A 23581-nucleotide genomic window follows, 5' to 3' on the forward strand; every position below is an offset into this window, starting at 1 on the left:
TTCACAGCAGGGATTACATCATCAAATTATATCATAGTAAAACTATTAAGTCAATATTGTTATCTTATTTTCCCTCATTCTTAAGAATTTTCTTTACACTCTTTTCAAATTTACTTCTAGGAATCATAACAATTCTATCACATCCGGTGCATCTAATTTTTATATCTGCACCCATTCTAATTATTTCCCACTTATTACTACCACATGGATGTGTTTTTTTAGTTTCTACAATATCATTTAATTCAAATTCTTTCATATTCTTCTCCTATATCATTGTTTCCAAATATTTATATCAATAAACTATATTGTTTTATACTTATTTTTTACCATCTCATATTATGTTAGTCAATATTTAACTCTATTAACTTACTATCAGTAAATTGATAAATAGTTTTGAACTCCATCTTTTTATCTTTTATTATCTCTTTTAAGCTATCTAAAATACCAATATCCGCCTTTAAGCTTATTCCACAACTTTTTGTTATATATGTTGGTGTTGGCATCATAGTAACCTTAAGCTTTTCGTTAATACATACTGATTCAGCTTTCATGGCTTCATGAGTATTATTGAAAGTTACAATTAAAAATTCTTTCATTTCATATATCTCCTAGCACTATTTCTTATAACTTTATAGTTTTTCCTTTATTCATCATTTCAATTATTGCATACATATTACTAATTTCTCCAACTGCAAGATTTTCCTTTAATCCATAAAAATCTAAACAAAGACCACAGCTTTGTACATTTACACCTCTCTCTACTAATCTTTTTAAACTATCAAGGGTAAGTGCTCCTTCAACTACTAACTTTACCCCTGCATTTAAGAATACTAAATTAGTTGGTATAACTTCAGCCTCCGAAAGTGCAAATAAATAACTCTTTATAAGAGCTGTTCCAAGTTCATCATCTCCATTTCCCAATTTATCTGAACCTACAACAATAGTAAAAGTCTCTTCTTTTTCTTTAGAATTTTTTAGATTTAATTCTTCTACTGTAACTTCTCCCTTTATAATTGTTATATAGTATATATTGCCTTCTCTTTCTTCTATTTCATATTCAAATCCATTTCCTTGAGCAAATTTAACCACATTATTTTTGGCAACCTCATTATCTACAACAGTTACTCCTATACCACTTTCTAAAGCATCAAAATATTTTTTTGTATTTACTACTGGAATTGGGCAATTTAATCCTCTACAGTCAATTTCATTTCTAATATTTTCCATAACATTTTCCCCCTATTAAATATTATTTGATAATAATATTTAGTTAATATCTATTAATTAATATGTTCTACTTAATATAATAATATGATATTGTATATATTTATTATAATGTTGTATTATTGTGTTATACCAACTTACTATAATACAATCTTTATTAACATACTAATTATATCAAATCTATAGAATATATCATATCTAAATTTATAATATATAAATTTTACTTATTATATATCTAAATATGATAAATTCAACCTAGGAGGTAATACTATGCAAATTTATGCAGATAATGCAGCTACATCTTTTCCTAAACCAGATTGTGTTTATAATGATATACTAAATTATATGAGAAATATAGGCGGTAATCCTGGAAGGGGTGCATCTACTTCATCTCTAAAAGGAAATAAAGTTATATTCCAATGTAGAAATGCTTTATGTGATTTTTTTAATTTTCCTGATACTAAAAATGTAATATTTACATCTAATATTACTATGTCCTTAAACATTTTAATTAAAGGTATAGTTAAACCTGGATGGCATGTTATAACATCTTCCATGGATCATAACAGTACCCTTAGAACATTAAATGAATTAAAATCTAAAGGAATAATTGAATTAGATATAATTCAATGTAATAAATTAGGTGAAATTGATATTGATGATTTTCAAAGTAAAATCAAGCATAATACTAAACTTGTAACCCTTTCTCATGGCTCTAATATAATTGGTACTATTCAACCTCTAGAAAAAATCGGACAAATTTGCAAGGGAAGTAATATATTTTTCATTATAGATACTGCTCAAACAGCTGGCGTTCTTGATTTAAATTTTCAAAAATTAAACTGCAATGCTTTAGCCTTTACTGGACATAAAAGTTTATTAGGTCCTCAAGGTATAGGTGGCTTTATCATAGATGATGAAATGAATGATATTTGTTCTCCATTAATTGTTGGTGGTACAGGAAGTGTTTCATCAGACATAATTCAACCCAACTTCTTACCTGATAAATTTGAAAGTGGTACTATTAATGCACCTGGTATTGCAGGTCTTCTATCTGGAATAACCTTTATCCAAAATGAAGGATTATCTACAATTAAAGATCATGAAGATTATCTAACACAAAAGTTCATTGATGGTATATTAAATATATCTACAATGAAAGTTTATGGACATCTAAATACTGAAAATAGAACTTCAACTATATCTGTAAACTCTTCTAAAATTGATAACAGTGAACTTGGATTTATTCTTGACTCTCAATATAATATTATAACTAGAACTGGTCTCCATTGTGCTCCATTAGCTCATAAAACTATTGGAACATATCCTAATGGAACTTTGCGTTTTAGTTTTGGATATTTTAATGATGATAAAGATATAGATTATATCTTGTGTAGTATAAATTCTTCTATTAAAAAATTGTAATGAATTAATAATAGATGTATTAAATTTATCTACATGGTAATACTTTCTAATATAGGAGGGTGTTACTCATGGTGGAAAAAGTTATTTTCGATGCTTTATCTGATAATTCTATATATGACATAAGAGAAATTCTTTCAGAAGAACTAACCAAAGTAATTAAAGATAATAGAGATATTGTTATTTTATGCATAGGTACAGACAGATCTACAGGTGATAGTTTAGGTCCACTTGTAGGTTATAAACTCAAATTTTTAGTTAGAGATAAGGTTTTTATCTATGGAAATCTAGAAAACCCTGTGCATGCGAAAAATATTTCTGAAACCAATGATTTAATACTTAAGAATCATAGTAATCCATATATAATAGCTATAGATGCTTCTCTTGGAGGCCTTCAAAATGTAGGTAAAGTTATAATTGAATCTAAACCTCTTTATCCTGGAGCTGCTCTAAATAAAAATTTACCTTCTGTTGGTGATTTAAGTATTGTTGGAATTGTTAATATATCTGGCTCGTTAGAATTTATGGTGCTCCAAAATACTCGATTATATATTGTAATGAAATTAGCTGAAGTAATCTCCTCAGGAATATACCATTCTATAATAAAAACTATAGGTGGACGTAAATCTTCCTCCAAGGTTAACAATAAATATATTCCTAAGGTTTTAGATGCAGACTAGAACTTAAAAGAAGAGATAATAAATGTTTCACGTGAAACATTTATTATCTCTTTTTACTTGTTTAATATATAAATAATTCATTTTATGCTAAACTTGATTATCCACTTTGATTTAATTAACTGTTCTACCTAAAATAAATTGTTCATTTGCATTACTTTATATCAAGTTAAAATACATAAGTTATAATCTTGTTACTATATTTTTATATCCAATTACCACACTATCCAATACTTATACTTATATAGATAAATACTAAATATAAATCTAATAAAATAGATGAGCTATACTACTATAACTCATCTATTTTGTTAAATCTATTCCTTGTTAGTATTGACAGCTTGATGAAGAACATTATTTTCTTCTTGTGATAAATCATATCTAGATATCCCATCATCAATAGGTTTTGCATATGTAATACTCTCATTTCTTGAATAAATACTAGTTATTATTACACCATTATTTCTTCCATCTAACAGAGCAATGGAGTAGCTTAAATCACTTCCAATATCCTCAAAAGCTTTATATCTTTGCATTGCAACCTTTTGAACACAAGATGAAACTTTGTTAGATGTTTTATTACACATATCCTTAACTTCATTTGTTATTTCTTCCATATTGTCAATTTTATCTAATGAGCTTACTAATAATTCTTCTAAATTTTTATTATTAGTCCCCTTCATAATTTTTCTATATTTATCTTTCATCTTACTTGTTGAGACTAGTGATATTATCAAAATAATGATTAATATGAATACTAATATTATTAATCCTATAGTTATAAATACATTATATTCATTGAGAAATTCTATAATTTGTTCCAAAAGCATTCATCCTCTCTAAAAATGTTTCACGTGAAACATTATATATCTAAAATTTCTATTATTCTTTGTAAATCTTCTGGAGAATAATATTCTATTTCTATTTTTCCTTTATTTTTAGAATTATTACTTATACATACTTTTGTATTAAAGTGATTTTCTAATTTTGTTCTTATGTCTTTGTAATATATATCATTTTCTGATTTATTATTTATTTTTTTATACTTGTTATTATCATCTTTATAATAATTTCTAACTAGTAATTCAGTTTGTCTAACATTTAGGTTTTCATCAATAACTTTCTGAGCAACTACATATTGATCTTCTTTATTTTCTAATGCTAATATTGCTCTCCCATGTCCTTCTGATAAAACACCTTCAATTAAATACCCCTGTATTCTTTCATCAAGATTTAGTAATCTTAATGAATTAGCAATAGCACTTCTAGATTTTGAAACCTGTTTACTTATTTCTTCTTGCGTCAAATTAAAATCATTCAATAACTTATTATATGCTGCAGCTTCCTCTATAGGATTTAAATCTTCTCTAATTATATTTTCTATTAAAGAAATTTGTACAACCTCTACATCAGACAATTCCTTAATAATTATTGGTACTTCTTTTAAATTTAATAATTTTGCTGCTCTCCATCTACGTTCACCTGCAATTATTACATAAAACTGATTTTCTTTTCTTACAACAATAGGTTGTATTATACCATGTTCCTTAATAGAATTCGCTAATTCTATTAACTTTTCATTATCAAAATGCTTTCTCGGCTGATCCTTATTAGGCTTAATTAAATTTATATCTATACTTATAACCTGTTCATTATTACTGTCCTGAAAGTCATTTTCAGGAATTAATGAAGATAATCCTTTTCCTAAAACTCCTGTTTTCTTCATGCTATTTTCCTCCTTGTCTACTAATAAACTCCTCCGTTAAAGCTTCAAATGCTTCTGATCCCTTACATTTATCATCATATAGCATGATAGGAAGTCCAAAACTAGGTGACTCTGCTAATTTAACATTTCTTGGTATGAAAGTATCATATACCTTATCATTAAAGTACTTTTTAATTTCTTCAACTACTTCATTACATAATCTAGTTCTACTATCATACATACTCATGATTACACCTTCAATTTCAAGACCAGTATTTAAATATCTCTTAATCAATTGTATAGTACTCATCAATTGTCCTACACCTTCAAGAGCATAAAACTCACATTGGATTGGTATCAAAACTGAGTCAGATGCTGTTAATGCATTAATAGTTAATACACCTAACGATGGTGGACAATCTATAAATATATAGTCATAGTCATCTTTTATTTCATCAATTTTATTTTTTAAAACTTTTTCTCTTTGATCCTGACTTATAACTTCAACTTCAGCTGCTGCTAGAGTCATAGTTGAAGGTGCAATATAGAAGTTATCTACTATTTCACTTTTTTTGATAATTTCTTTCAATGAAACATTACTTGTTAAAACATCATACATAGAACAATGTATTTTTCTTTTATCTAATCCTATACCGCTAGTTGTATTTCCTTGAGGATCTATGTCTATAGACAGAACTTTATATCCATTCATTGCTAAATATGAGCATAAATTTATATTAGTAGTTGTTTTTCCAACTCCCCCTTTTTGATTGAAAATACATATTACCTTCATATTCTCCCCCCTTATCTATCGTAGGTTTTGTTTTAAATTACTATATATTAGAAACTATATTACTAATAATTTTAATCATTATAAATTTATTTTACCTATGTATTTATATTATATATTGATACAGGTTTTATTTAAAGTAATTATTACATAAATTAATAAGTATTTATTTTTTTATCAACATATTTAGATTAATTTACTATTTTAGATACTATTGATAATGCTATTGTATAAATTTATTGTACATTTTTCATATAAGTACTTCAATTCATAAATTTGTTGAAATTTCATTTATTCAAACTAACTTTAATTATATAAAATTAATTGTTCAATAAAAGACTACAAAATGTTTCACGTGAAACATTTTGTAGTCTTTTATAAAAGTATTATAAAAATATTATTTCTTTTTTATTGTTATAGTAACTTGTATACTATCATCTAATTCCTTGGATCTATATTTAGCTTCCACCCCATATTTATCAAAAACTTGCTTTACAGTGTTAATATATATAGCTGGACTAAATGATCCTTTTATTCTCTTTTTACCATCTGATGCAACTTCAGTATGAGCTAATTTAAGTAATTCCCTATCTATAAGTTCTTCTGTTTTTTTAACATTTAGCCCATTTTTTATTACAATTTCTAATACTTCATTACGTAACTCATCAGTTGGTATTTTTAATAATGCTCTAGCATGTCTCTCTGTCAATTTATTGTCGATTATTGTACTAATTATTTTTTCATCTAACTTTAAAATTCTAAGCTTATTTGCTATTGTAGATTGCTTCTTACCTATAACCTCAGATAATTGCTCCTGAGTGTAAGAATGTACTTTAATTAAATTATGATATGCTAACGCTTCTTCATAGAAATTTAAATCTTCTCTTTGCAAATTTTCTAATAATGCAATTGCAGCAGAATCCTTATCATTAATATTAGCTATTATAGCTGGGACTTTTGATAATCCAGCTTCTTTAGCTGCTCTTAATCTTCTTTCTCCTGCGATTAGCTCATAATTATTCTCATCTATTTTCCTAACTGATAAAGGTTGAATTATCCCATAAACCTTTATTGATTGTGCAAGCTCTTGTATTGACTCTTCATCAAATACTTTTCTTGGCTGATAAAGGTTAGGACTTATTGAATCAACCGCTATATAATTAATAGTATTTTCCATTTTATACCATCCTTTTATGAAATTCCTTATCTTTAATTAAAATTCTATATTAATCTCAAAATTCCTCTTTATATTTAACAATTAATATAAATATTTCTAGAAATTTATTTTATAGGATTTTTATTTGCTGTTCCAGCTTTTCTTGGATACTTTTTTGGTGTATCTTTAATCTTTTTTATAACTAACAAATTATGTTTAAGATCACTACCTGCAATATTAACCTCTATTATTTCTTGAATATGACCACCTAATACTTTAAGTGCTACTTTAGAATCTTTTATTTCATCTTCTATAGCCGGTCCTTTTAATGCTACAAAATATCCACCAACCTTTACGAAAGGTAAACATAGCTCTAATAAAACCGTTAAATTTGCAACAGCTCTAGATACAGCTAAATCGAATTCTTCTCTGTATTCTGCCTTTTGTGCAAAGTCCTCTGCTCTACCATGAATTGTTTTAATATCTTTTAACTCTAATTTATCAATAACTTCATTTAAAAAATTTATTCTTTTATTTAAAGAATCTAAAAGTACCATAGAAGACTCGGGCTTTACTATTTTCATAGGAATCCCTGGAAACCCTCCTCCTGTTCCTATATCTATAATTTTCGTAGCTTCTTTTACATATGGATATTCAAATACTTTAATAGAATCAATGAAGTGCTTTTTTATAATTTTCTCATCTTCTGTTATTGCTGTTAAATTAATTTTTTCATTCCACTCTTTAATTAATGCCTTATATTGAATAAAGTTATTATACATTGTTTCATCAAAGATTAATCCTTCATTCTCACAAGCTTCTTTCAACATATCAAAATACTCCATTTTAATCCTCCGTATAATTAAGTTTTATATGTTTTAATAAAATTTTATGTATATATTTCTATTTTAAACTAATACCTACTAATTATAAACCTAAATAATTAGTAGGTATTAATAAATACTTATTTTTTTAATTCTTAAATATTATATATTAATTGTTTATTTTTAAGCTTCTTCTTCTTTGCTCAAGAAATATTAATAGAACATTTATATCTGCTGGAGATACTCCAGAAATTCTAGATGCTTGACCTATATTTACAGGTTTTATTGAATCTAATTTTTGAATAGCCTCTGTCCTTAATCCTTTAACTTCATTATAGTCTAAATCTTCTGGTATAAATTTATTTTCATATTTAGTAAATTGACTAATTTGTTCTAATTGCTTTGTTATATAGCCTTCATACTTAGATACTATATTAACTTGCTCCGTAACTTGTCTACTAAGTTCTTTTCTTTCCGGATCTAGACCCTTAATATTGTAATAGTCTAATTCTGAACGTTTAATTAATTCATATAATGAAGTGGGTTTTTTTAGTTCTGCAGAACCCATTTTAAATAAAAATTCATTTACTTCTTTTTTACCTGTTATTTGAAGATTTTTCAATCTTTCTATTTCTGCATCTATATCCTCTTTTTTCTTAATGAACGCCTTATATCTTTCATCTTTAACTAATCCAACTTGATAACCAATTTCCGTTAACCTTAAATCAGCATTATCTTGTCTTAGTAAAAGTCTATATTCAGACCTTGAAGTCATCATTCTATAAGGTTCATTGGTTCCTTTTGTAACTAAATCATCTACTAAAACTCCTATATAAGCATCAGATCTTTTTAAAATTAAAGGCTCCTTTCCTTTAATTTTAAGAGATGCATTTATTCCTGCAAGAATTCCTTGTCCTGCTGCTTCTTCATAACCAGAACTTCCATTTACCTGTCCTGCTGAAAATAATCCATCTATATGCTTAAACTCTAATGATAATTTTAATTGTGTAGGATCTATGCAATCATATTCTATTGCATACCCAGTTCTCATTACCTCTACATTTTCAAGTCCTTCTATTGTTCTTAAAAACTCTAATTGTACATCCTCTGGAAGAGAACTACTCATTCCTTGAACATACATTTCTTCAGTACTTTCTCCTTCTGGTTCTATAAACAATTGATGTCTTTCTTTATCTCTAAATCTCATTACTTTATCTTCAATGGATGGACAATATCTTGGTCCTGTACTTTTTATCGATCCATTATAAAGTGGTGATCTATCTATATTTTTTAATATTACATCATGGGTTTTACTATTGGTATAAGTTAGATAACAAGATATCTGTGATCTTTGTATATCTCCACTCATAAATGAAAATGGAACTACATCTTTATCACCCTTTTGCTCTTCCATTTTAGAAAAATCTACTGATCTAGCATTAATTCTTGCTGGTGTTCCTGTCTTAAACCTTCTTAATGTAATCCCTAAATCTATTAATGATTTAGATAACTCATTAGCCGGAAATAATCCACTAGGTCCTTCATTTACCACTACTTCACCTATTATTACCTGTGATTTCAAATAAGTACCGCTTGTTAAAATAACTGATTTACAATTAAAGTAAGCTCCATACTTAGTTAGAATACCTTTAACTACGTTGTTTGGTGCATCAATACTTACAACCTCAAGTTGTTTTAAATCTAAATTAGGCTCTGTCTCTATCACATGTTTCATTCTTTCAGAGTATCTCTTTTTATCTGCTTGAGCTCTAAGTGAATGAACTGCTGGACCTTTAGATATGTTAAGCATTCTAGACTGAATGTAAGTATCATCTATATTTCTTCCCATCTCTCCACCTAATGCATCAACCTCTCTAACTAAATGACCCTTTGCGGTACCCCCAATATTAGGGTTACATGGCATAAGCGCTAAACTATCAAGATTAAGTGTACACATTAAAGTTTTTAATCCCATTCTAGCCGTAGCTAAAGCAGCCTCACAACCAGCATGACCAGCTCCTACTACAACTACATCATAATCTCCTGCTAAGTATTTCATTATTTCACCTCTATTTACCTAGACAAAAATCTTTAAATATTTTATCTATAATATTTTCTTCTAATGAATCTCCTGTAATCTCACCTAAAAATGTCCAAGCATTTCTAATATCAATAGATGCAAGGTCAATAGCAAAAGTATAATTTAAAGTATTTATAGCACTCTCAATGCATTCATAAGCTCTTAAAAGAGCTTCTTTATGCCTTGTATTAGTTATTATAACATTGTTAGTACTAATCTCTCCTTTGAAGAACATATCTTTAATAGCTGTCCTAACCTCATCTATACCTTCACCTGTTTTAGCTGAAATACTATATATATTGGTACAATTAATATTTTCTAAATCCTTCTGAGTAATTTTGCTATTTAAATCACTCTTGTTTAATAATATCATATATTTTTTATTACTTATATGATTAATAATTTCCTTATCTTCCTCAGTTAACTCATTGCTAGAATCTAATATAAGAATAATTAAATCCGCATCATTAATTTTAGCTCTTGATCTTTCTACACCTATTTTCTCTACTACATCATCTGTTTCTCTTATTCCTGCAGTATCAATAATCTTTATTGGAATTCCAGAAATATTTATATATTCCTCTATAACATCTCTTGTAGTGCCAGGTATATCTGTAACTATAGCTCTATTTTCTTTAGTTAATGCATTTAAAAGCGATGATTTTCCTACATTAGGCTTACCTACAATTACGGTACTTAATCCTTCTCTTAATATTTTTCCTTCTTCAGCAGTTTCTATAAACTCTTTTATTTCTTTTTTTATTATATCTAAATCCCTTATAGCCATTTCAGATGTTACTTCTTCTAAATCATCTTCTGGGTAATCTACAGTAGCCTCTATATGTGCAATTGTTGATAATAACTTTTCTCTTAATACCCGAATTTCCTTGGAAATTAATCCTTCACTTTGCATTAATGCTGACTTCATACTTAAATCAGTTTTAGCATTAATTATATCAATCACAGCTTCAGCCTGCGATAAATCTATTCTCCCATTTAAAAAAGCTCTTTTAGTAAATTCTCCTGGTTCAGCAATCCTAACCCCTTGCTTTATAACCTGTTCTAAAACCTTGTTTGTAGCAACTACCCCACCATGACAATTTATTTCTATAGTATCCTCTGCTGTAAAACTTCTAGGTCCCTTCATAAAAGAAACTATAACCTCATCAATGTGATTATTATTTTCATCTATTATATACCCATATTTCATGGTATAACTTTTCATATCTTTAATTGATTGACCATTTTTAGCTTGAAATATTTTCTCAACAACATCTTTAGCCTTATCTCCAGAAATTCTTACAATGGCAATGCCACCTTCTCCTATACTTGTTGATATAGCACCTATTGTATCAAAATCCTTCATGTTAGTCCCTCCTTTTTTATATTACAACATAACTTAATATAAATTGTACCCACAAATCACTATTGTATCACACTACTTGAAAATATAAAAAGAAAGCCTCTAGGCTTTCTTTAATTCAATAACTACTCTTCTATAAGGCTCTTCACCCTCACTATGGGTAGTTACATATGCATTGTTTTGCAAAGTTGAATGAATAACTCTTCTTTCATATGGGTTCATAGGTTCTAATTTTAAAGTCTTTCCATTAATTCTTACCTTATCTCCCATTTTAAGTGCCAATTTTTTAAGTGTTTCCTGTCTGTTTTGTCTATAATTAACAGTATCAAGAATTACTCTCTTGTATGTTTCATCATGATTCTTATTAACCACTAAGCTCAGTAAGTATTGAAGAGAGTCTAAAGTTTCTCCTCTATACCCTATTAATACCCCCATATTAGGCCCTACTAAATTAATATTTATTTCATTATTTTCTTCTTTTATATGAATCTCAGCTTTTACATTCATAGCATTAAGAATCTCTCTTAAGAAATTTTTAGCATCACCTATATAATCTCTCTTTAGTGTCACCTTAACTTTTGCTGGCTTAACCCCTATTATATTTAAAAATCCTTTACTACCTTCTTCTAATACTTCTATGGTAACTTTTTCTTCTGTAACATTTAATTCTCTTAAGGCATTCTGTATAGCTTCTTCAGCAGTCCTACCAATTATTTCAATACTTTTCATGCTTTAGATACCGCCCTTCCAATAATAAAATGATTTTATTATGCCGATTTAGTACTAGGCTTTTTATAAATTTTATTTAATATTAAAGATTGTGCCATTTGGATTAAGTTTCCTACTGTCCAGTAAAGTACTAATGCTCCTGGAAATTGTAATGACATAAATCCAAAGAAAATTGACATACCAATATTCATCATATTAGTTTGTTTAGCTGCATCTCCAGTAGCAGGTTGCATAGCCTTACTAGAAAAATATGTTGTTAAACCTGAAACTATTGGTAATATCATTGTTGGATCTTTTTGTGCTAAATCTGGCATCCATAAAAATCCAGCTCCTTGATAATCTATTGATTTAAATACATAAAACAATGCTATCATAATTGGAAACTGAATAAGCATTGGTAAACATCCACCAAACATGGACACATTATTTTCTTTATATACTTTCATTATTTCAGTCTGCTGTCTTTGAGGATCGTTTTTATACTTTTCTTGAACCTTTTTAATTTCAGGCTGAATTGCACTCATTTTAGCCGTAGATTTAGTTTGCTTTAGCGATAATGGTAATAAACATATTCTTGCAAGCAATGTAAATATTATTATTGCAATACCGAATGATATGTCTGGATTTGTTGTAATTAACTGGACAAAATTATGAACCGATTTAAATACTTCTACAAATATACCAGATAAGTAATTCAAATTAACCCCTCCTAATACTTTCTATTTAACAGGGTCATATCCTCCCTTATGGTAAGGATGACACCGTAAAATTCTCTTAATAGCCATAAAACCTCCTTTGATTGCGCCATATTTTTCGATAGCTTGAATTGCATATATGGAACAGCTTGGTTCAAATATGCAACATGGCGCTTTCATAGGAGATATATATTTTCTATAACATTTAATTACTAATAGTAATATTTTTTTCAACATTATTAAGCCCTGATTTCTTAAATAAATATTTAACCGAGTTTTCAATTTCTTTATAACTCTTATCCTTTGAAGCACTTCTTGCAACAAAGACTAGATCATACCCCTGCTTTAATCCTTGTTTATTTAATCTAACACTTTCACTTATAAGCCTCTTTACTCTGCTACGAACTACACTCTTTCCTACTTTTTTACTTACAGATATTCCTACCCTATTAATTCCTTTATTGTTTTTGAATACGTATAACACTAATAAAGATGTAGATAAAGATTTCCCTCTTCTATATACTAATCTAAACTCAGGGTTTTTTCTTAGCCTTTCTTCTTTCATAGTTCTATGTTGCTCTCTTTCTTAATTACAGAAAAAGGCCACATTAGCGGCCCTTATGCTGTCAATTTTTTTCTTCCTTTTTGTCTTCTTCTCTTAAGAACAGTTCTTCCAGAAGCAGTACTCATTCTTTTTCTGAATCCATGCTCTTTCTTTCTGTGTCTTTTTTTAGGTTGGTAAGTCATGAACATGTGCTTGCACCCCCTTCATCTTATATGTCATTTATAGCAATTAAATTATCACTACTTTATAAGTTTCACTATTAGATTATAAATGTAAGTAACTCTTATGTCAAGATAACTATTTATAACATTTTCTAACATTATTAATATGTCATTTTTTTGTGTTTTTAAACACCCTTGTTAATAAAAATTCCACAAAACTATTTTTTTTGTGGATAACTTATTGAATACCATGCAATCTTTTGATATCATTATGTATGGATGTTGATAAGTTATTTTTCGAACAAGTTATACACAATCTGTTGATTATTCTGTGAATAACTCTTATTTTTTCTCTTTTTTTTGTGTTTTTACATGAAATCTTAATGTTTTTCACCACTTTTGCCTGTGTATAACTTATAATTATATATTGTTAGTAAGTATAATTTACTATTTATTAAAACACAAATTATAAACATGTGAATAAAAATTTTAACAATGGTAAACAACTTTATATGTATCTATTATTCTGTTGATACTCTTGTGGATTTTTATCTCTTTTCTATTATTAACTATAGATATAACTATTTTAAGAGGAGGATATAAAATGAACACCTATGTAAATGAAATTTGGGAAAAAGCCTTAGAAATACTTAAAGCTGAACTCACCGAAGTAAGTTTTAATACTTGGATAAAAAGTATTGACCCACTAAAAATGACTGATTCAACTATAACTCTTGGTGTTCGTAATGACTTCACTAAGGATATCCTAGAGAATAGATATAAAGACCTAATAAAAAATTCTATTCAAGCAGCATGCAATAAATCATATTCAATAAACTTTGTTATAAGCTCTGAGGAAGCTTCTGATTTAGATACATCAACCTCTAAGCATACAAATAACAAACATAATTTAATTGTAAATGATGAAATGTCAGCAATCCTAAATCCTAAATATACCTTTGATTCTTTCGTCATAGGAAATAGTAATAGATTTGCTCATGCAGCTTCTTTAGCTGTAGCAGAGTCTCCAGCTAAGGCTTATAACCCGCTATTTATTTATGGAGGCGTTGGACTTGGAAAAACACACTTAATGCATGCTATTGGGAGTTACATACAGACAGTTAATTCAAAGTCTAAAGTAGTTTATGTTTCATCAGAAAAATTTACAAATGAGCTTATTAATTCTATTAAAGATGATAAAAATGTTGAATTTAGGAATAAATACAGAAATGTAGATGTACTTCTTATTGACGATATTCAATTTATAGCCGGTAAGGAATCTACTCAAGAAGAGTTCTTTCATACCTTTAATGCTCTGCATGATGCTAATAAACAAATAATCCTATCAAGCGATAGACCTCCCAAGGAAATTCCTACATTAGAAGACAGGTTAAGATCTAGATTTGAATGGGGACTTATAGCTGATATACAACCACCTGACTTTGAAACAAGAATTGCTATCCTAAAAAAGAAGGCTGATGTAGAAAATTTAAATATTCCTAATGAAGTTATGGTATATATAGCTACACAAATTAAATCTAACATAAGAGAACTAGAGGGTGCTCTTATAAGAATAGTTGCCTATTCTTCTTTAACAAATAAAGATATAAGTGTAGATTTAGCATCTGAAGCTCTAAAAGATATAATATCAAACAGGAATTCAAGGCAAGTTACTATTGAATTAATTCAAGATATAGTTTCTAGTTACTATAACTTAAAGGTAGATGACTTCAAATCTGCAAGAAGAACTAGAAATGTTTCTTTTCCAAGACAAATTGCTATGTACCTTTCAAGAAAGCTTACAGATACTTCTCTTCCCAAGATAGGTGAAGAATTTGGCGGTAGAGATCATACTACAGTAATTCATGCATATGAAAAAATTTCTCAGAATCTAAAGAAAGATGAAAGCCTTCAATCAGCTATAGCTGAATTAAGTAAAAGAATTAATCAAAAGTAATTAATAACATTTGTTATTAATTATTAAAAGATTTATTGTGGATTACTTTTCAAAAAAAATATATTCTTAATACTGTGGATAACTACTGAATTTCAAAATTAGTTTATCCACAATTTATTTTACACAGAAATTGTTGATATCATTGGCCTGGAAGTACTTATCAACAAATCAACAGCCCCTACTACTACTACTACTAAATATTATTTAATTATCTAAGCTATTTATAGTAATTTTATATGTGTATAAGGAGGAGGATTTTTTATGAAATTCTTAATAGAAAAAAGCTTATTACAAGAAGCAATTTCAGATGTTCAAAAAGCTATTACAGGTAAATCAACATTGCCTATACTTCAAGGTATATATATATATGCAAAAGATGGATTATTAACGTTAATTGGATCTGATATAGAAGTTAGCATAGAAACAAAAATACCAGCCAATATTATAGAAGAAGGCGAAGTGGTTCTTGACTCTAAAATATTTGGCGAAATTATAAGGAAACTACCTAACGATATAGTTGAAATAACTGAAATCAATAGTAATGAGGTAGAACTAAAGTGCCAAAAATCTAATGTTCAATTAGTATACCTAAATCCAAAAGAATATCCAACGTTACCGAGCATAGAAGAAGATGTGGTGCTATCTGTATCTCAAAAAACTTTAAAAAATATGATAAAATCAACCATTTTTGCTATTGCTCAAGATGATACAAGACCTATATTGACAGGGGTATTACTTCAAGTTAAAGAAAATAAACTAAATATGGTTGCACTAGATGGATTTAGAGTAGCCTTAAAGAGTGAATCCATGGATTGTAAATCTAATAAGGAATCAGTAATACCAGGAAAAACACTTAATGAAGTTTCTAAAATTCTTAAAGATACTGATGATGTTGTGCAAATTACATTTACAAAGAATCACATATTATTTAATTTTGGAAATACTAAAGTCATCTCTAGATTATTAGAGGGAGATTTTATTAAATATGAATCTATCATTCCTAAGGAGCATAATTTAAAAGTTACGGTTAACAGAAATGAAATTTTAGGTTGTATAGAAAGAGCTTCACTTATGGCGAAGGATGGAAACACTAATCTTGTAAAATTTGATATTTCTGATGATACCCTAGTTGTAACATCGAATTCTCAATTGGGAAAGGCTAGAGAAGAAGTTCAAATAATATTGCAAGGAGAGGGAATAAAAATTGCATTTAATTCTAAATATTTAATTGATGTGTTTAAAACAATGGAAGAGGAAAATATAACCATGGAATTTACATCTACGGTTTCTCCTTGTGTAATAAGAAATCAAGATAGTGATAACAGTGTTTATTTATTACTTCCAGTAAGAGTTGCTAATAATAATTAGGATGTGAGAAATATATGGTAGAAATAAAAATAGATACAGAATTTATAAAGCTAGACTCATTTTTGAAGTTTACTGGAGCTACTACCTTAGGGTCGGAAGCTAAATTTTATATACAAAATGAAGATGTTAAGGTTAATGGTGAAGTGGAAGTAAGAAGAGGAAGAAAGCTATATATAGGTGATAAAATAGAATTTCAAGAAGAAGAATATATTATTATATAAAACGTTAGGCTGATAAGTATTTCAGCCTTTTGAGTTTTATAGTTATTATAATTAAGAGATTCAGCTATATTTATATTTTTACAGTAATTTTCACACTTAGAATGTATATTATGATATAATTTTAGGTGGGTGTTTTTATGTATGTTAGATATTTGAATTTAATAAATTTTAGAAATTATAAAAATGTGGCCTTAGAATTATGTGATGGAACTAATGTTTTTCAAGGTGATAATGCTCAAGGAAAAACTAATATACTTGAGTCGCTATACTATTCGAGTGTTGGAAAATCACATAGAACTAATAAAGATAAAGAGCTTATATATTGGGACAGTAACGAGGCGTATATTAGTGCTTATGTGGTAAAAGAACGTTTAGATAAAAAAATAAATATAAAACTTTTTAAAGATGGGAAAAAAGCTATAAATATAAACTCAATAAAGATAACTAAGCTACAAGATATGGTAGGTGTTGTTAATGTAGTTATATTTTCACCAGAAGATTTAGATATTGTTAAGAATTCGCCATCATTTAGAAGGCGATTTTTAGATATTGAACTTTGCAAACTGGACAAAAAATACTACCATTATCTATCTTCGTATAAAAAAGTTTTAAATGAAAGAAACATTATATTAAAGAAATTTAGCGCTGACATAGATATGATAGATATATATGATATTAGATTAGCTGAATTTGGGAGTTACATAATAGCTCAAAGAATTAAGTATATAGAAAAATTAAATGAATTCTCTAAAAAAATTCACAACGATATAACTCAGGGAAGTGAGTTTATTAAATTTAATTATATAATGCAGCTTAAGGGTATTGATAATCTGCAAGAAGAGTTATATAACCTACTTAAAAGTAATAGAAAAAAAGACCTAGAGAAAAAAATTACATCTGTAGGACCACATAGAGATGATTTTTCTATATTTATAAATGATATAGATGTAAAGATATTTGGATCGCAAGGTCAGCAAAGAACTTCTGTTTTGACGATAAAATTTGCATCATTGCGAATAATAAAAGAATTAATAGGAGAATATCCATTGTTATTACTTGATGACGTATTGTCTGAATTAGATACAAAAAGGCAAGAATATATATTGAGATCTATAAATGGAATTCAAACCTTAATAACATGTACAGGAATTACAGGGATAAAAAAATATTTAAAAGGTAATAACATGAAAATATTCAATGTTGAAAAAGGAAGCGTACAAGAAATAATGTGATGGAGTTAGGGGGAATACTATGTTTTTACACTTAGGCGAAAGTATAGTTGTGCCAATTAAAGATATAATAGGTATTTTTGACATAGAATCTACTATGTATAGTCCAGACACTAGCCAGTTCATAAGGTTAGCAGAAGAAGATGGGTTTGTAGAACGTATAACTAGTGATAAACCTAAATCATTTATTATAGCTGAAGTAAACAAGAAGAGTAAGATTTATTTGTCACCTATATCATCATCTACTTTGTGTAAAAGGACTAATATGTCATACTGTGAACTTTAGGTTAAGTTAGGAGGATAGCTATGGTTAATAATGAAAAATATGATGAAAATCAGATACAAGTCCTTGAAGGACTTGAGGCAGTTAGAAAAAGGCCTGGTATGTATATTGGAAGTACTAGTATCAGAGGCCTACACCATTTAGTTTATGAGATTGTTGATAATAGTATAGATGAAGCATTAGCGGGCTTTTGTGAAAGTATACAAGTTATTATTCATAAAGATAACTCAGTTACAGTAATAGATGATGGAAGAGGAATGCCAGTAGGCATACACCCTAAAATGCATATACCTACGATTGAAGTTATAATGACAGTACTTCACGCTGGTGGAAAGTTTGGTGGCGGAGGATACAAGGTATCAGGAGGACTTCATGGGGTTGGAGCTTCTGTTGTTAATGCACTATCAGAGCTTTGTGAAGTTACAGTAAAAAGAGATGGGCATATATGGTATCAAAGTTTTTCAAGAGGTAAAACTGTTACACCTTTTGATAAAATCGGAAATACTGATGATCATGGAACAATAATTCACTTTATGCCGGATGAAGAAATATTTGAAAGTATTGAATTTGAATATGATACGCTATCTCAAAGATTAAGAGAGTTAGCATTTCTTAATAAAGGGATAAATATCAAAATTACAGATGAGAGATATGAGAAAGAAAATAAGTTTCATTATGAAGGTGGGATAAAATCCTTTGTAGAATACTTAAATAGAAATAAAGGGAAAATTCATAATGAACCAGTCTATATAGAAGGAATAAAAAATACAACTTCAGTAGAATTAGCATTTCAGTACAATGACACGTATAACGAGAATTTATTTTCCTTTGCAAATAATATAGATACAGTTGAAGGCGGAACTCACTTAGTAGGTTTTAAGACAGCATTAACTAGAGTTCTTAATGATTATGCTAAAAAATTTGGATTTTTAAAAGAAAATGATAAAAATCTAAGTGGAGAAGATGTTAGAGAAGGGTTAACTGCAGTTATATCTGTTAAGCTTACAGATCCTCAGTTTGAAGGTCAAACTAAGACTAAGCTTGGTAATAGTGAAGTAAGAGGAATAGTAGAATCAATAGTAGGAGATATTGTAAGTTCATTTTTAGAGGAAAATCCTACTGTAGGTAAAAGTATTATAGAGAAGGGCTTAAATGCAGCTAGAGCTAGGGAAGCAGCTAAAAAGGCACGTGAACTTACTAGAAGAAAATCAGTGCTTGAGAGTACAACTTTGCCAGGGAAACTTGCTGATTGTTCTTCTAAAGATCCATCTGAATGTGAAATTTATATAGTTGAGGGAGATTCTGCGGGTGGTTCTGCTAAGCAAGGAAGAGATAGGCGATTCCAAGCCATACTTCCCCTTAGAGGAAAAATAATGAATATAGAAAAGCAAAGACTTGATAAAATATTAGCATCAGATTCTATAAGATCTATGATAACAGCTTTTGGAGCTGGAGTTGGTAAGGATTTTGATGTATCTAAGATTAGATATAATAAAATAATAATAATGACAGATGCTGATGTAGATGGAGCTCATATAAGAACTCTTCTACTTACATTCTATTATAGATACATGAGAGAGTTAATAGATGATGGTCATGTGTTTATTGCTCAGCCACCTCTTTATAAAGTTAAAAAAGGAAAATTTGAAAAATACACATATAGTGATAGTGAATTAGATATAGTAATTGAAGAATTAGGTGGAAAAGATAACAATACAGATATTCAAAGATATAAAGGTCTTGGAGAAATGAACCCAGAGCAATTATGGAGTACTACAATGGATCCAGCAACTAGAACTCTATTACAAGTAACTGTTGAAGATGCAATGGCAGCAGATGAGATATTTACTATTTTAATGGGTGACAAGGTAGAGCCACGTAGAGAATTTATACAAGAGAATGCTAAAAAAGTTAGCAACTTAGATATATAGCTTTATGCTATAGTGAAGGTAGGTGTAAATATGGACACTATGGATAAAATAATACCAATAGATATAAAACAAGAAATGAAAAAATCCTATATAGACTACGCTATGAGTGTTATTGTTGGAAGAGCGTTACCGGATGTTAGGGATGGATTGAAACCAGTTCATAGAAGAATTTTATACTCTATGCATGAGTTAGGGATAACTTACGAAAAAGGTTATAGAAAATGCGCCAGGATAGTTGGAGATGTACTAGGTAAATATCACCCACATGGTGACAGTTCAGTATATGATGCACTAGTTAGAATGGCACAGGATTTTTCAATAAGATATATGCTAGTAGATGGTCATGGAAACTTTGGATCCGTTGATGGGGATGGAGCTGCAGCTATGAGATATACAGAAGCTAAGATGAGTAAGATTACTAGTCAAATGCTTCGAGATATTAACAAAGAAACTGTAGATTTTACTCCAAACTTTGATGGTGAAGAAAGAGAACCTGTAGTTTTACCAGCAAGATTTCCAACGCTACTAGTAAATGGATCTTCAGGGATAGCAGTTGGTATGGCAACTAACATACCACCACACAATCTTACAGAAGTCATAAATGCTGTAATCATGCTTATAGATAATCCAGAAGCTATAACTGAGGATTTCATGACTGAGATTAAAGGACCAGACTTCCCAACAGGTGGAATAATTTTAGGTAGAAGTGGTATTAGAAGTGCTTATGAAACTGGTAGAGGAAGGATTCTAGTTAGATCAAAAGCTGAAATAGAAGAACATAATGGTAGAAATAGAATAATAGTTTCAGAGATACCATATATGGTTAACAAAGCAAACCTTATAGAATCTATAGCAAATCTAGTTAAGGAAAAGAAAATAGATGGTATATCTGATTTAAGAGATGAATCAGATAGAGATGGTATGAGAATTGTTATAGAATTAAAAAGAGATGCAAATGCAAATGTTGTTTTAAATAGACTTTATAAGCATACAAAAATGCAAGATACTTTTGGAGTTATCATGATTGCATTGGTTAATAATGAACCTAAAGTACTTAATTTAAAACAAATTTTAACTCATTACTTGAATCATCAAAAGGATGTAGTAAAAAGAAGGACTATCTTTGATTTAGATAAAGCTAATGCGAGAGCCCATATACTTGAAGGATTAAAAATTGCACTTGATAATATTGATGCAGTTATATCTCTAATTAGAGCATCTAAAACAACACAAGAAGCTAAAGATGGATTAATTGAGAAGTTTAATCTTTCAGAAAAGCAAGCACAAGCTATTTTAGATTTAAAATTGCAAAGATTAACAGGTCTGGAGAGAGATAAGATTGAAGATGAGTATAATGAATTAATGAAAACAATAGCTTATCTACAATCAATACTTAATAGTGAAGAGATTCTACTTAACATCATAAAAGATGAATTAGTTGAAATAAAGACAAAGTATGGCGATGATAGAAGAACTCTTATAGAAAAAAATCCTTATAGCTTTGAGGATGAAGATTTAATTGATGATGATGATATAGTAATAACATTAACCCATGGAGGATATATCAAGCGTCTACCAGCTGATACCTATAATGCTCAAAAAAGAGGTGGAAGAGGTATTCAAGGGGTTACTACTAAGGAAGATGATTTTGTAGAGCATATTTTAATAACACCAACTTTAAATAATATACTATTCTTTACAAACAAAGGAAAGGTATATAAATTAAAGGGATATGAAATCCCAGAAGGTGGCAGAACTGCTAAGGGAACTAATATTGTTAATATGCTACCACTAGATCCAGATGAAAATATACAAGCAGTTATGTCTATAAGAACCTTTGATAGTGATAATTATCTCTTAATGGGTACTAAATCAGGAATGGTTAAGAAGACATCATTAGATAAGTTTGAAAACATTAGGAAGAATGGACTTAATGCTATTAACTTAAAAGAAGATGACGAAATTGTTGGAGTTAGAATAACTAAAGGTGATGATGAAGTATTATTTGTCACTAAGTATGGATACTCTATAAGATTTAGTGAAAAAGAAGTTAGAAACATGGGAAGAACTACTACAGGGGTTAAGGCTATAACATTAAGAGATGATGATATAGCTGTATCAATGATAATAGCAAAACCAGACGAAGAACTTCTTGTAATTAGTGAAAAAGGATTTGGTAAACGAACAGCTATAGAAAACTACACACTTCAAAGAAGAGGTGGAAAAGGAATCAAGACTTATAAGATATCAGAAAAGACAGGTAACGTGGTTAGTGCTAGGGTAGTTAGAGATGTAGATGAAATTATGTTAATTAACAGTAATGGTATAATAATAAGAATTAACGTTAGTGATATATCTACAACTAGTAGAAATGCTATGGGAGTTACTCTTATGAAAACCGGAGAAGATGTAAATATAGTAGCTGTTGCAAAAATTAACTATAATAGTGAAGAAGAAAAGAATGAGGATAAACAAATGTCTATAGATGGAATTGTAGACAATGAAAATAACTTATCAGAAAACTTAGATGAAAGTGATGACTTAGAAGAGAGTGATGAACTTGAAGAAAGTAATGATAAGACTTTAGAGTAAATTGATTAATTTATTATCAAATAGAAAAGGATTTTCTTAAAATGGAATTATCTATTTTAAGAAAGTCCTTTTCTTTTCTTTTATTTTGTTTTGCAACTTTTATTTTGTTTTGCAATATGTAATTCATATATATTGTTAATTTAAATATAGGTAAGATATCATATGGATATTATTATCTATTCAAATGATACAAACACATATCCAAGTGTATCAATATATGAATAGTTAAGGAAAATAATGAATTTTAAAGAAAAATAGTTATAAATTTAATTAATGATATTTAATTATAAATAATTTACTAAATAATCATGATAAGATATGTTTTGTCGCTGAGCGATACAATGACAGTTAAACATCAAATCAAAATTAAAAGTTTTTGAAAAGTTGTTGACAATATAAAGTTTATGTAGTAAACTAAGAAAGTCGTTAATAGTAAGCGATAAATTAAATGGTCTTTGAAAATTAAACAGAGAAAAAGGTAAAACCAGTTAATTCCGATAGAGAAATCTATCAAATAAATGACTTAACAAGTCAGCGAAAAAAGGGCAGAGCTCGAACTTTTTAAATTGAGAGATTGATCCTGGCTCAGGACGAACGCTGGCGGCGTGC

Annotated in this window: 24 protein-coding genes; 9 read left to right on the forward strand and 15 right to left on the reverse strand. The window is 28.7% G+C overall.

The window, feature by feature from the left end:
• Window positions 1-64: 64 nt before the first annotated feature.
• From B2P65_RS15770 to yedF, 3 genes are all read right to left on the reverse strand, one after another.
• Window positions 65-256 carry a DUF951 domain-containing protein gene (locus tag B2P65_RS15770; protein ID WP_346849171.1) on the reverse strand — a complete coding sequence of 64 codons (192 nt, stop codon included), beginning with the start codon at window positions 254-256 and terminating at the stop codon, window positions 65-67.
• Between the two features lie 85 nt (window positions 257-341).
• Window positions 342-596 (reverse strand): DUF3343 domain-containing protein, encoded by a 255-nt coding sequence (locus B2P65_RS15775; protein WP_346880494.1) that lies wholly within the window; start codon window positions 594-596, stop codon window positions 342-344.
• Window positions 597-621: 25 nt separating this feature from the next.
• Window positions 622-1227 carry a sulfurtransferase-like selenium metabolism protein YedF gene (gene yedF, locus B2P65_RS15780; protein WP_414632259.1) on the reverse strand — a complete coding sequence of 202 codons (606 nt, stop codon included), beginning with the start codon at window positions 1225-1227 and terminating at the stop codon, window positions 622-624.
• Between the two features lie 267 nt (window positions 1228-1494).
• On the opposite strand from yedF, the gene B2P65_RS15785 reads away from it, so the two are divergent.
• Together B2P65_RS15785 and yyaC are read left to right on the forward strand one after the other, a co-directional pair.
• Complete coding sequence (locus B2P65_RS15785; protein ID WP_346849170.1) at window positions 1495-2649, forward strand: aminotransferase class V-fold PLP-dependent enzyme; 1155 nt, start codon at window positions 1495-1497, stop codon at window positions 2647-2649.
• A 68-nt stretch (window positions 2650-2717) separates the two neighbouring features.
• A complete protein-coding gene (yyaC, locus tag B2P65_RS15790; protein ID WP_346876255.1) occupies window positions 2718-3326 on the forward strand; it encodes a spore protease YyaC in 609 nt (202 codons plus the stop codon).
• Between the two features lie 314 nt (window positions 3327-3640).
• Here the strand turns inward: yyaC and B2P65_RS15795 are convergent, their stop codons facing one another.
• The 12 genes from B2P65_RS15795 to rpmH all read right to left on the reverse strand — a co-directional run bounded on the left by B2P65_RS15795 (window position 3641) and on the right by rpmH (window position 13418).
• Entirely contained in the window at window positions 3641-4147 is a 507-nt protein-coding gene (locus B2P65_RS15795; protein ID WP_035135530.1) for a DUF4446 family protein, read from the reverse strand.
• A 38-nt stretch (window positions 4148-4185) separates the two neighbouring features.
• Complete coding sequence (locus B2P65_RS15800; RefSeq protein ID WP_035135528.1) at window positions 4186-5049, reverse strand: ParB/RepB/Spo0J family partition protein; 864 nt, start codon at window positions 5047-5049, stop codon at window positions 4186-4188.
• Between the two features lies 1 nt (window position 5050).
• A complete protein-coding gene (locus tag B2P65_RS15805) occupies window positions 5051-5821 on the reverse strand; it encodes a ParA family protein (RefSeq protein WP_035135527.1) in 771 nt (256 codons plus the stop codon).
• Window positions 5822-6215: 394 nt separating this feature from the next.
• Complete coding sequence (locus tag B2P65_RS15810) at window positions 6216-6995, reverse strand: ParB/RepB/Spo0J family partition protein (protein ID WP_035135525.1); 780 nt, start codon at window positions 6993-6995, stop codon at window positions 6216-6218.
• A 104-nt stretch (window positions 6996-7099) separates the two neighbouring features.
• Window positions 7100-7819 (reverse strand): 16S rRNA (guanine(527)-N(7))-methyltransferase RsmG, encoded by a 720-nt coding sequence (gene rsmG, locus B2P65_RS15815; protein ID WP_346880495.1) that lies wholly within the window; start codon window positions 7817-7819, stop codon window positions 7100-7102.
• 148 nt (window positions 7820-7967) lie between these two features.
• Window positions 7968-9857: a tRNA uridine-5-carboxymethylaminomethyl(34) synthesis enzyme MnmG gene (gene mnmG / locus B2P65_RS15820; RefSeq protein ID WP_346880496.1), complete on the reverse strand. Its 1890-nt coding sequence runs from the start codon at window positions 9855-9857 to the stop codon at window positions 7968-7970.
• A gap of 10 nt (window positions 9858-9867) precedes the next feature.
• The gene (gene mnmE / locus B2P65_RS15825) at window positions 9868-11244 is read right to left on the reverse strand and encodes a tRNA uridine-5-carboxymethylaminomethyl(34) synthesis GTPase MnmE (RefSeq protein WP_346880497.1); all 1377 of its coding nucleotides are present in this window, start codon (window positions 11242-11244) and stop codon (window positions 9868-9870) included.
• A 99-nt stretch (window positions 11245-11343) separates the two neighbouring features.
• The gene (gene jag / locus B2P65_RS15830) at window positions 11344-11970 is read right to left on the reverse strand and encodes an RNA-binding cell elongation regulator Jag/EloR (RefSeq protein ID WP_346849163.1); all 627 of its coding nucleotides are present in this window, start codon (window positions 11968-11970) and stop codon (window positions 11344-11346) included.
• A 38-nt stretch (window positions 11971-12008) separates the two neighbouring features.
• Window positions 12009-12668 carry a membrane protein insertase YidC gene (gene yidC, locus B2P65_RS15835; protein WP_035135516.1) on the reverse strand — a complete coding sequence of 220 codons (660 nt, stop codon included), beginning with the start codon at window positions 12666-12668 and terminating at the stop codon, window positions 12009-12011.
• 21 nt (window positions 12669-12689) lie between these two features.
• Window positions 12690-12902: a membrane protein insertion efficiency factor YidD gene (yidD, locus tag B2P65_RS15840; RefSeq protein WP_414632258.1), complete on the reverse strand. Its 213-nt coding sequence runs from the start codon at window positions 12900-12902 to the stop codon at window positions 12690-12692.
• Window positions 12871-13230 (reverse strand): ribonuclease P protein component, encoded by a 360-nt coding sequence (gene rnpA, locus B2P65_RS15845; protein ID WP_035135514.1) that lies wholly within the window; start codon window positions 13228-13230, stop codon window positions 12871-12873. Before rnpA ends, yidD begins: the two co-directional genes overlap by 32 nt.
• A gap of 53 nt (window positions 13231-13283) precedes the next feature.
• Window positions 13284-13418, reverse strand: coding sequence for a 50S ribosomal protein L34 (rpmH, locus tag B2P65_RS15850; protein ID WP_035135513.1), 135 nt, complete (start codon window positions 13416-13418; stop codon window positions 13284-13286).
• A gap of 577 nt (window positions 13419-13995) precedes the next feature.
• On the opposite strand from rpmH, the gene dnaA reads away from it, so the two are divergent.
• The 7 genes from dnaA (at window position 13996) to gyrA (ending at window position 22972) form a co-directional block, all read left to right on the forward strand.
• Window positions 13996-15348 carry a chromosomal replication initiator protein DnaA gene (gene dnaA, locus B2P65_RS15855; protein ID WP_346849162.1) on the forward strand — a complete coding sequence of 451 codons (1353 nt, stop codon included), beginning with the start codon at window positions 13996-13998 and terminating at the stop codon, window positions 15346-15348.
• 261 nt (window positions 15349-15609) lie between these two features.
• Complete coding sequence (dnaN, locus tag B2P65_RS15860) at window positions 15610-16716, forward strand: DNA polymerase III subunit beta (RefSeq protein ID WP_346849161.1); 1107 nt, start codon at window positions 15610-15612, stop codon at window positions 16714-16716.
• A gap of 14 nt (window positions 16717-16730) precedes the next feature.
• Window positions 16731-16937, forward strand: a complete 207-nt coding sequence (yaaA, locus tag B2P65_RS15865; protein WP_346849160.1) for a S4 domain-containing protein YaaA — start codon at window positions 16731-16733, stop codon at window positions 16935-16937.
• Window positions 16938-17074: 137 nt separating this feature from the next.
• The gene (gene recF / locus B2P65_RS15870) at window positions 17075-18169 is read left to right on the forward strand and encodes a DNA replication/repair protein RecF (RefSeq protein ID WP_346849159.1); all 1095 of its coding nucleotides are present in this window, start codon (window positions 17075-17077) and stop codon (window positions 18167-18169) included.
• 19 nt (window positions 18170-18188) lie between these two features.
• Window positions 18189-18452, forward strand: a complete 264-nt coding sequence (gene remB / locus B2P65_RS15875; RefSeq protein ID WP_035135503.1) for an extracellular matrix regulator RemB — start codon at window positions 18189-18191, stop codon at window positions 18450-18452.
• A 20-nt stretch (window positions 18453-18472) separates the two neighbouring features.
• On the forward strand, window positions 18473-20380 hold the full coding sequence (gene gyrB / locus B2P65_RS15880) for a DNA topoisomerase (ATP-hydrolyzing) subunit B (protein ID WP_346879035.1): 1908 nt from the start codon (window positions 18473-18475) through the stop codon (window positions 20378-20380).
• A 30-nt stretch (window positions 20381-20410) separates the two neighbouring features.
• Window positions 20411-22972: a DNA gyrase subunit A gene (gyrA, locus tag B2P65_RS15885; RefSeq protein ID WP_346849157.1), complete on the forward strand. Its 2562-nt coding sequence runs from the start codon at window positions 20411-20413 to the stop codon at window positions 22970-22972.
• Window positions 22973-23581: the final 609 nt, after the last annotated feature.

Source organism: Clostridium sp. UBA3061, from assembly GCF_002367465.1.
Taxonomy (GTDB): Bacteria; Bacillota; Clostridia; order Clostridiales; family Clostridiaceae; genus Clostridium_J; species Clostridium_J sulfidigenes.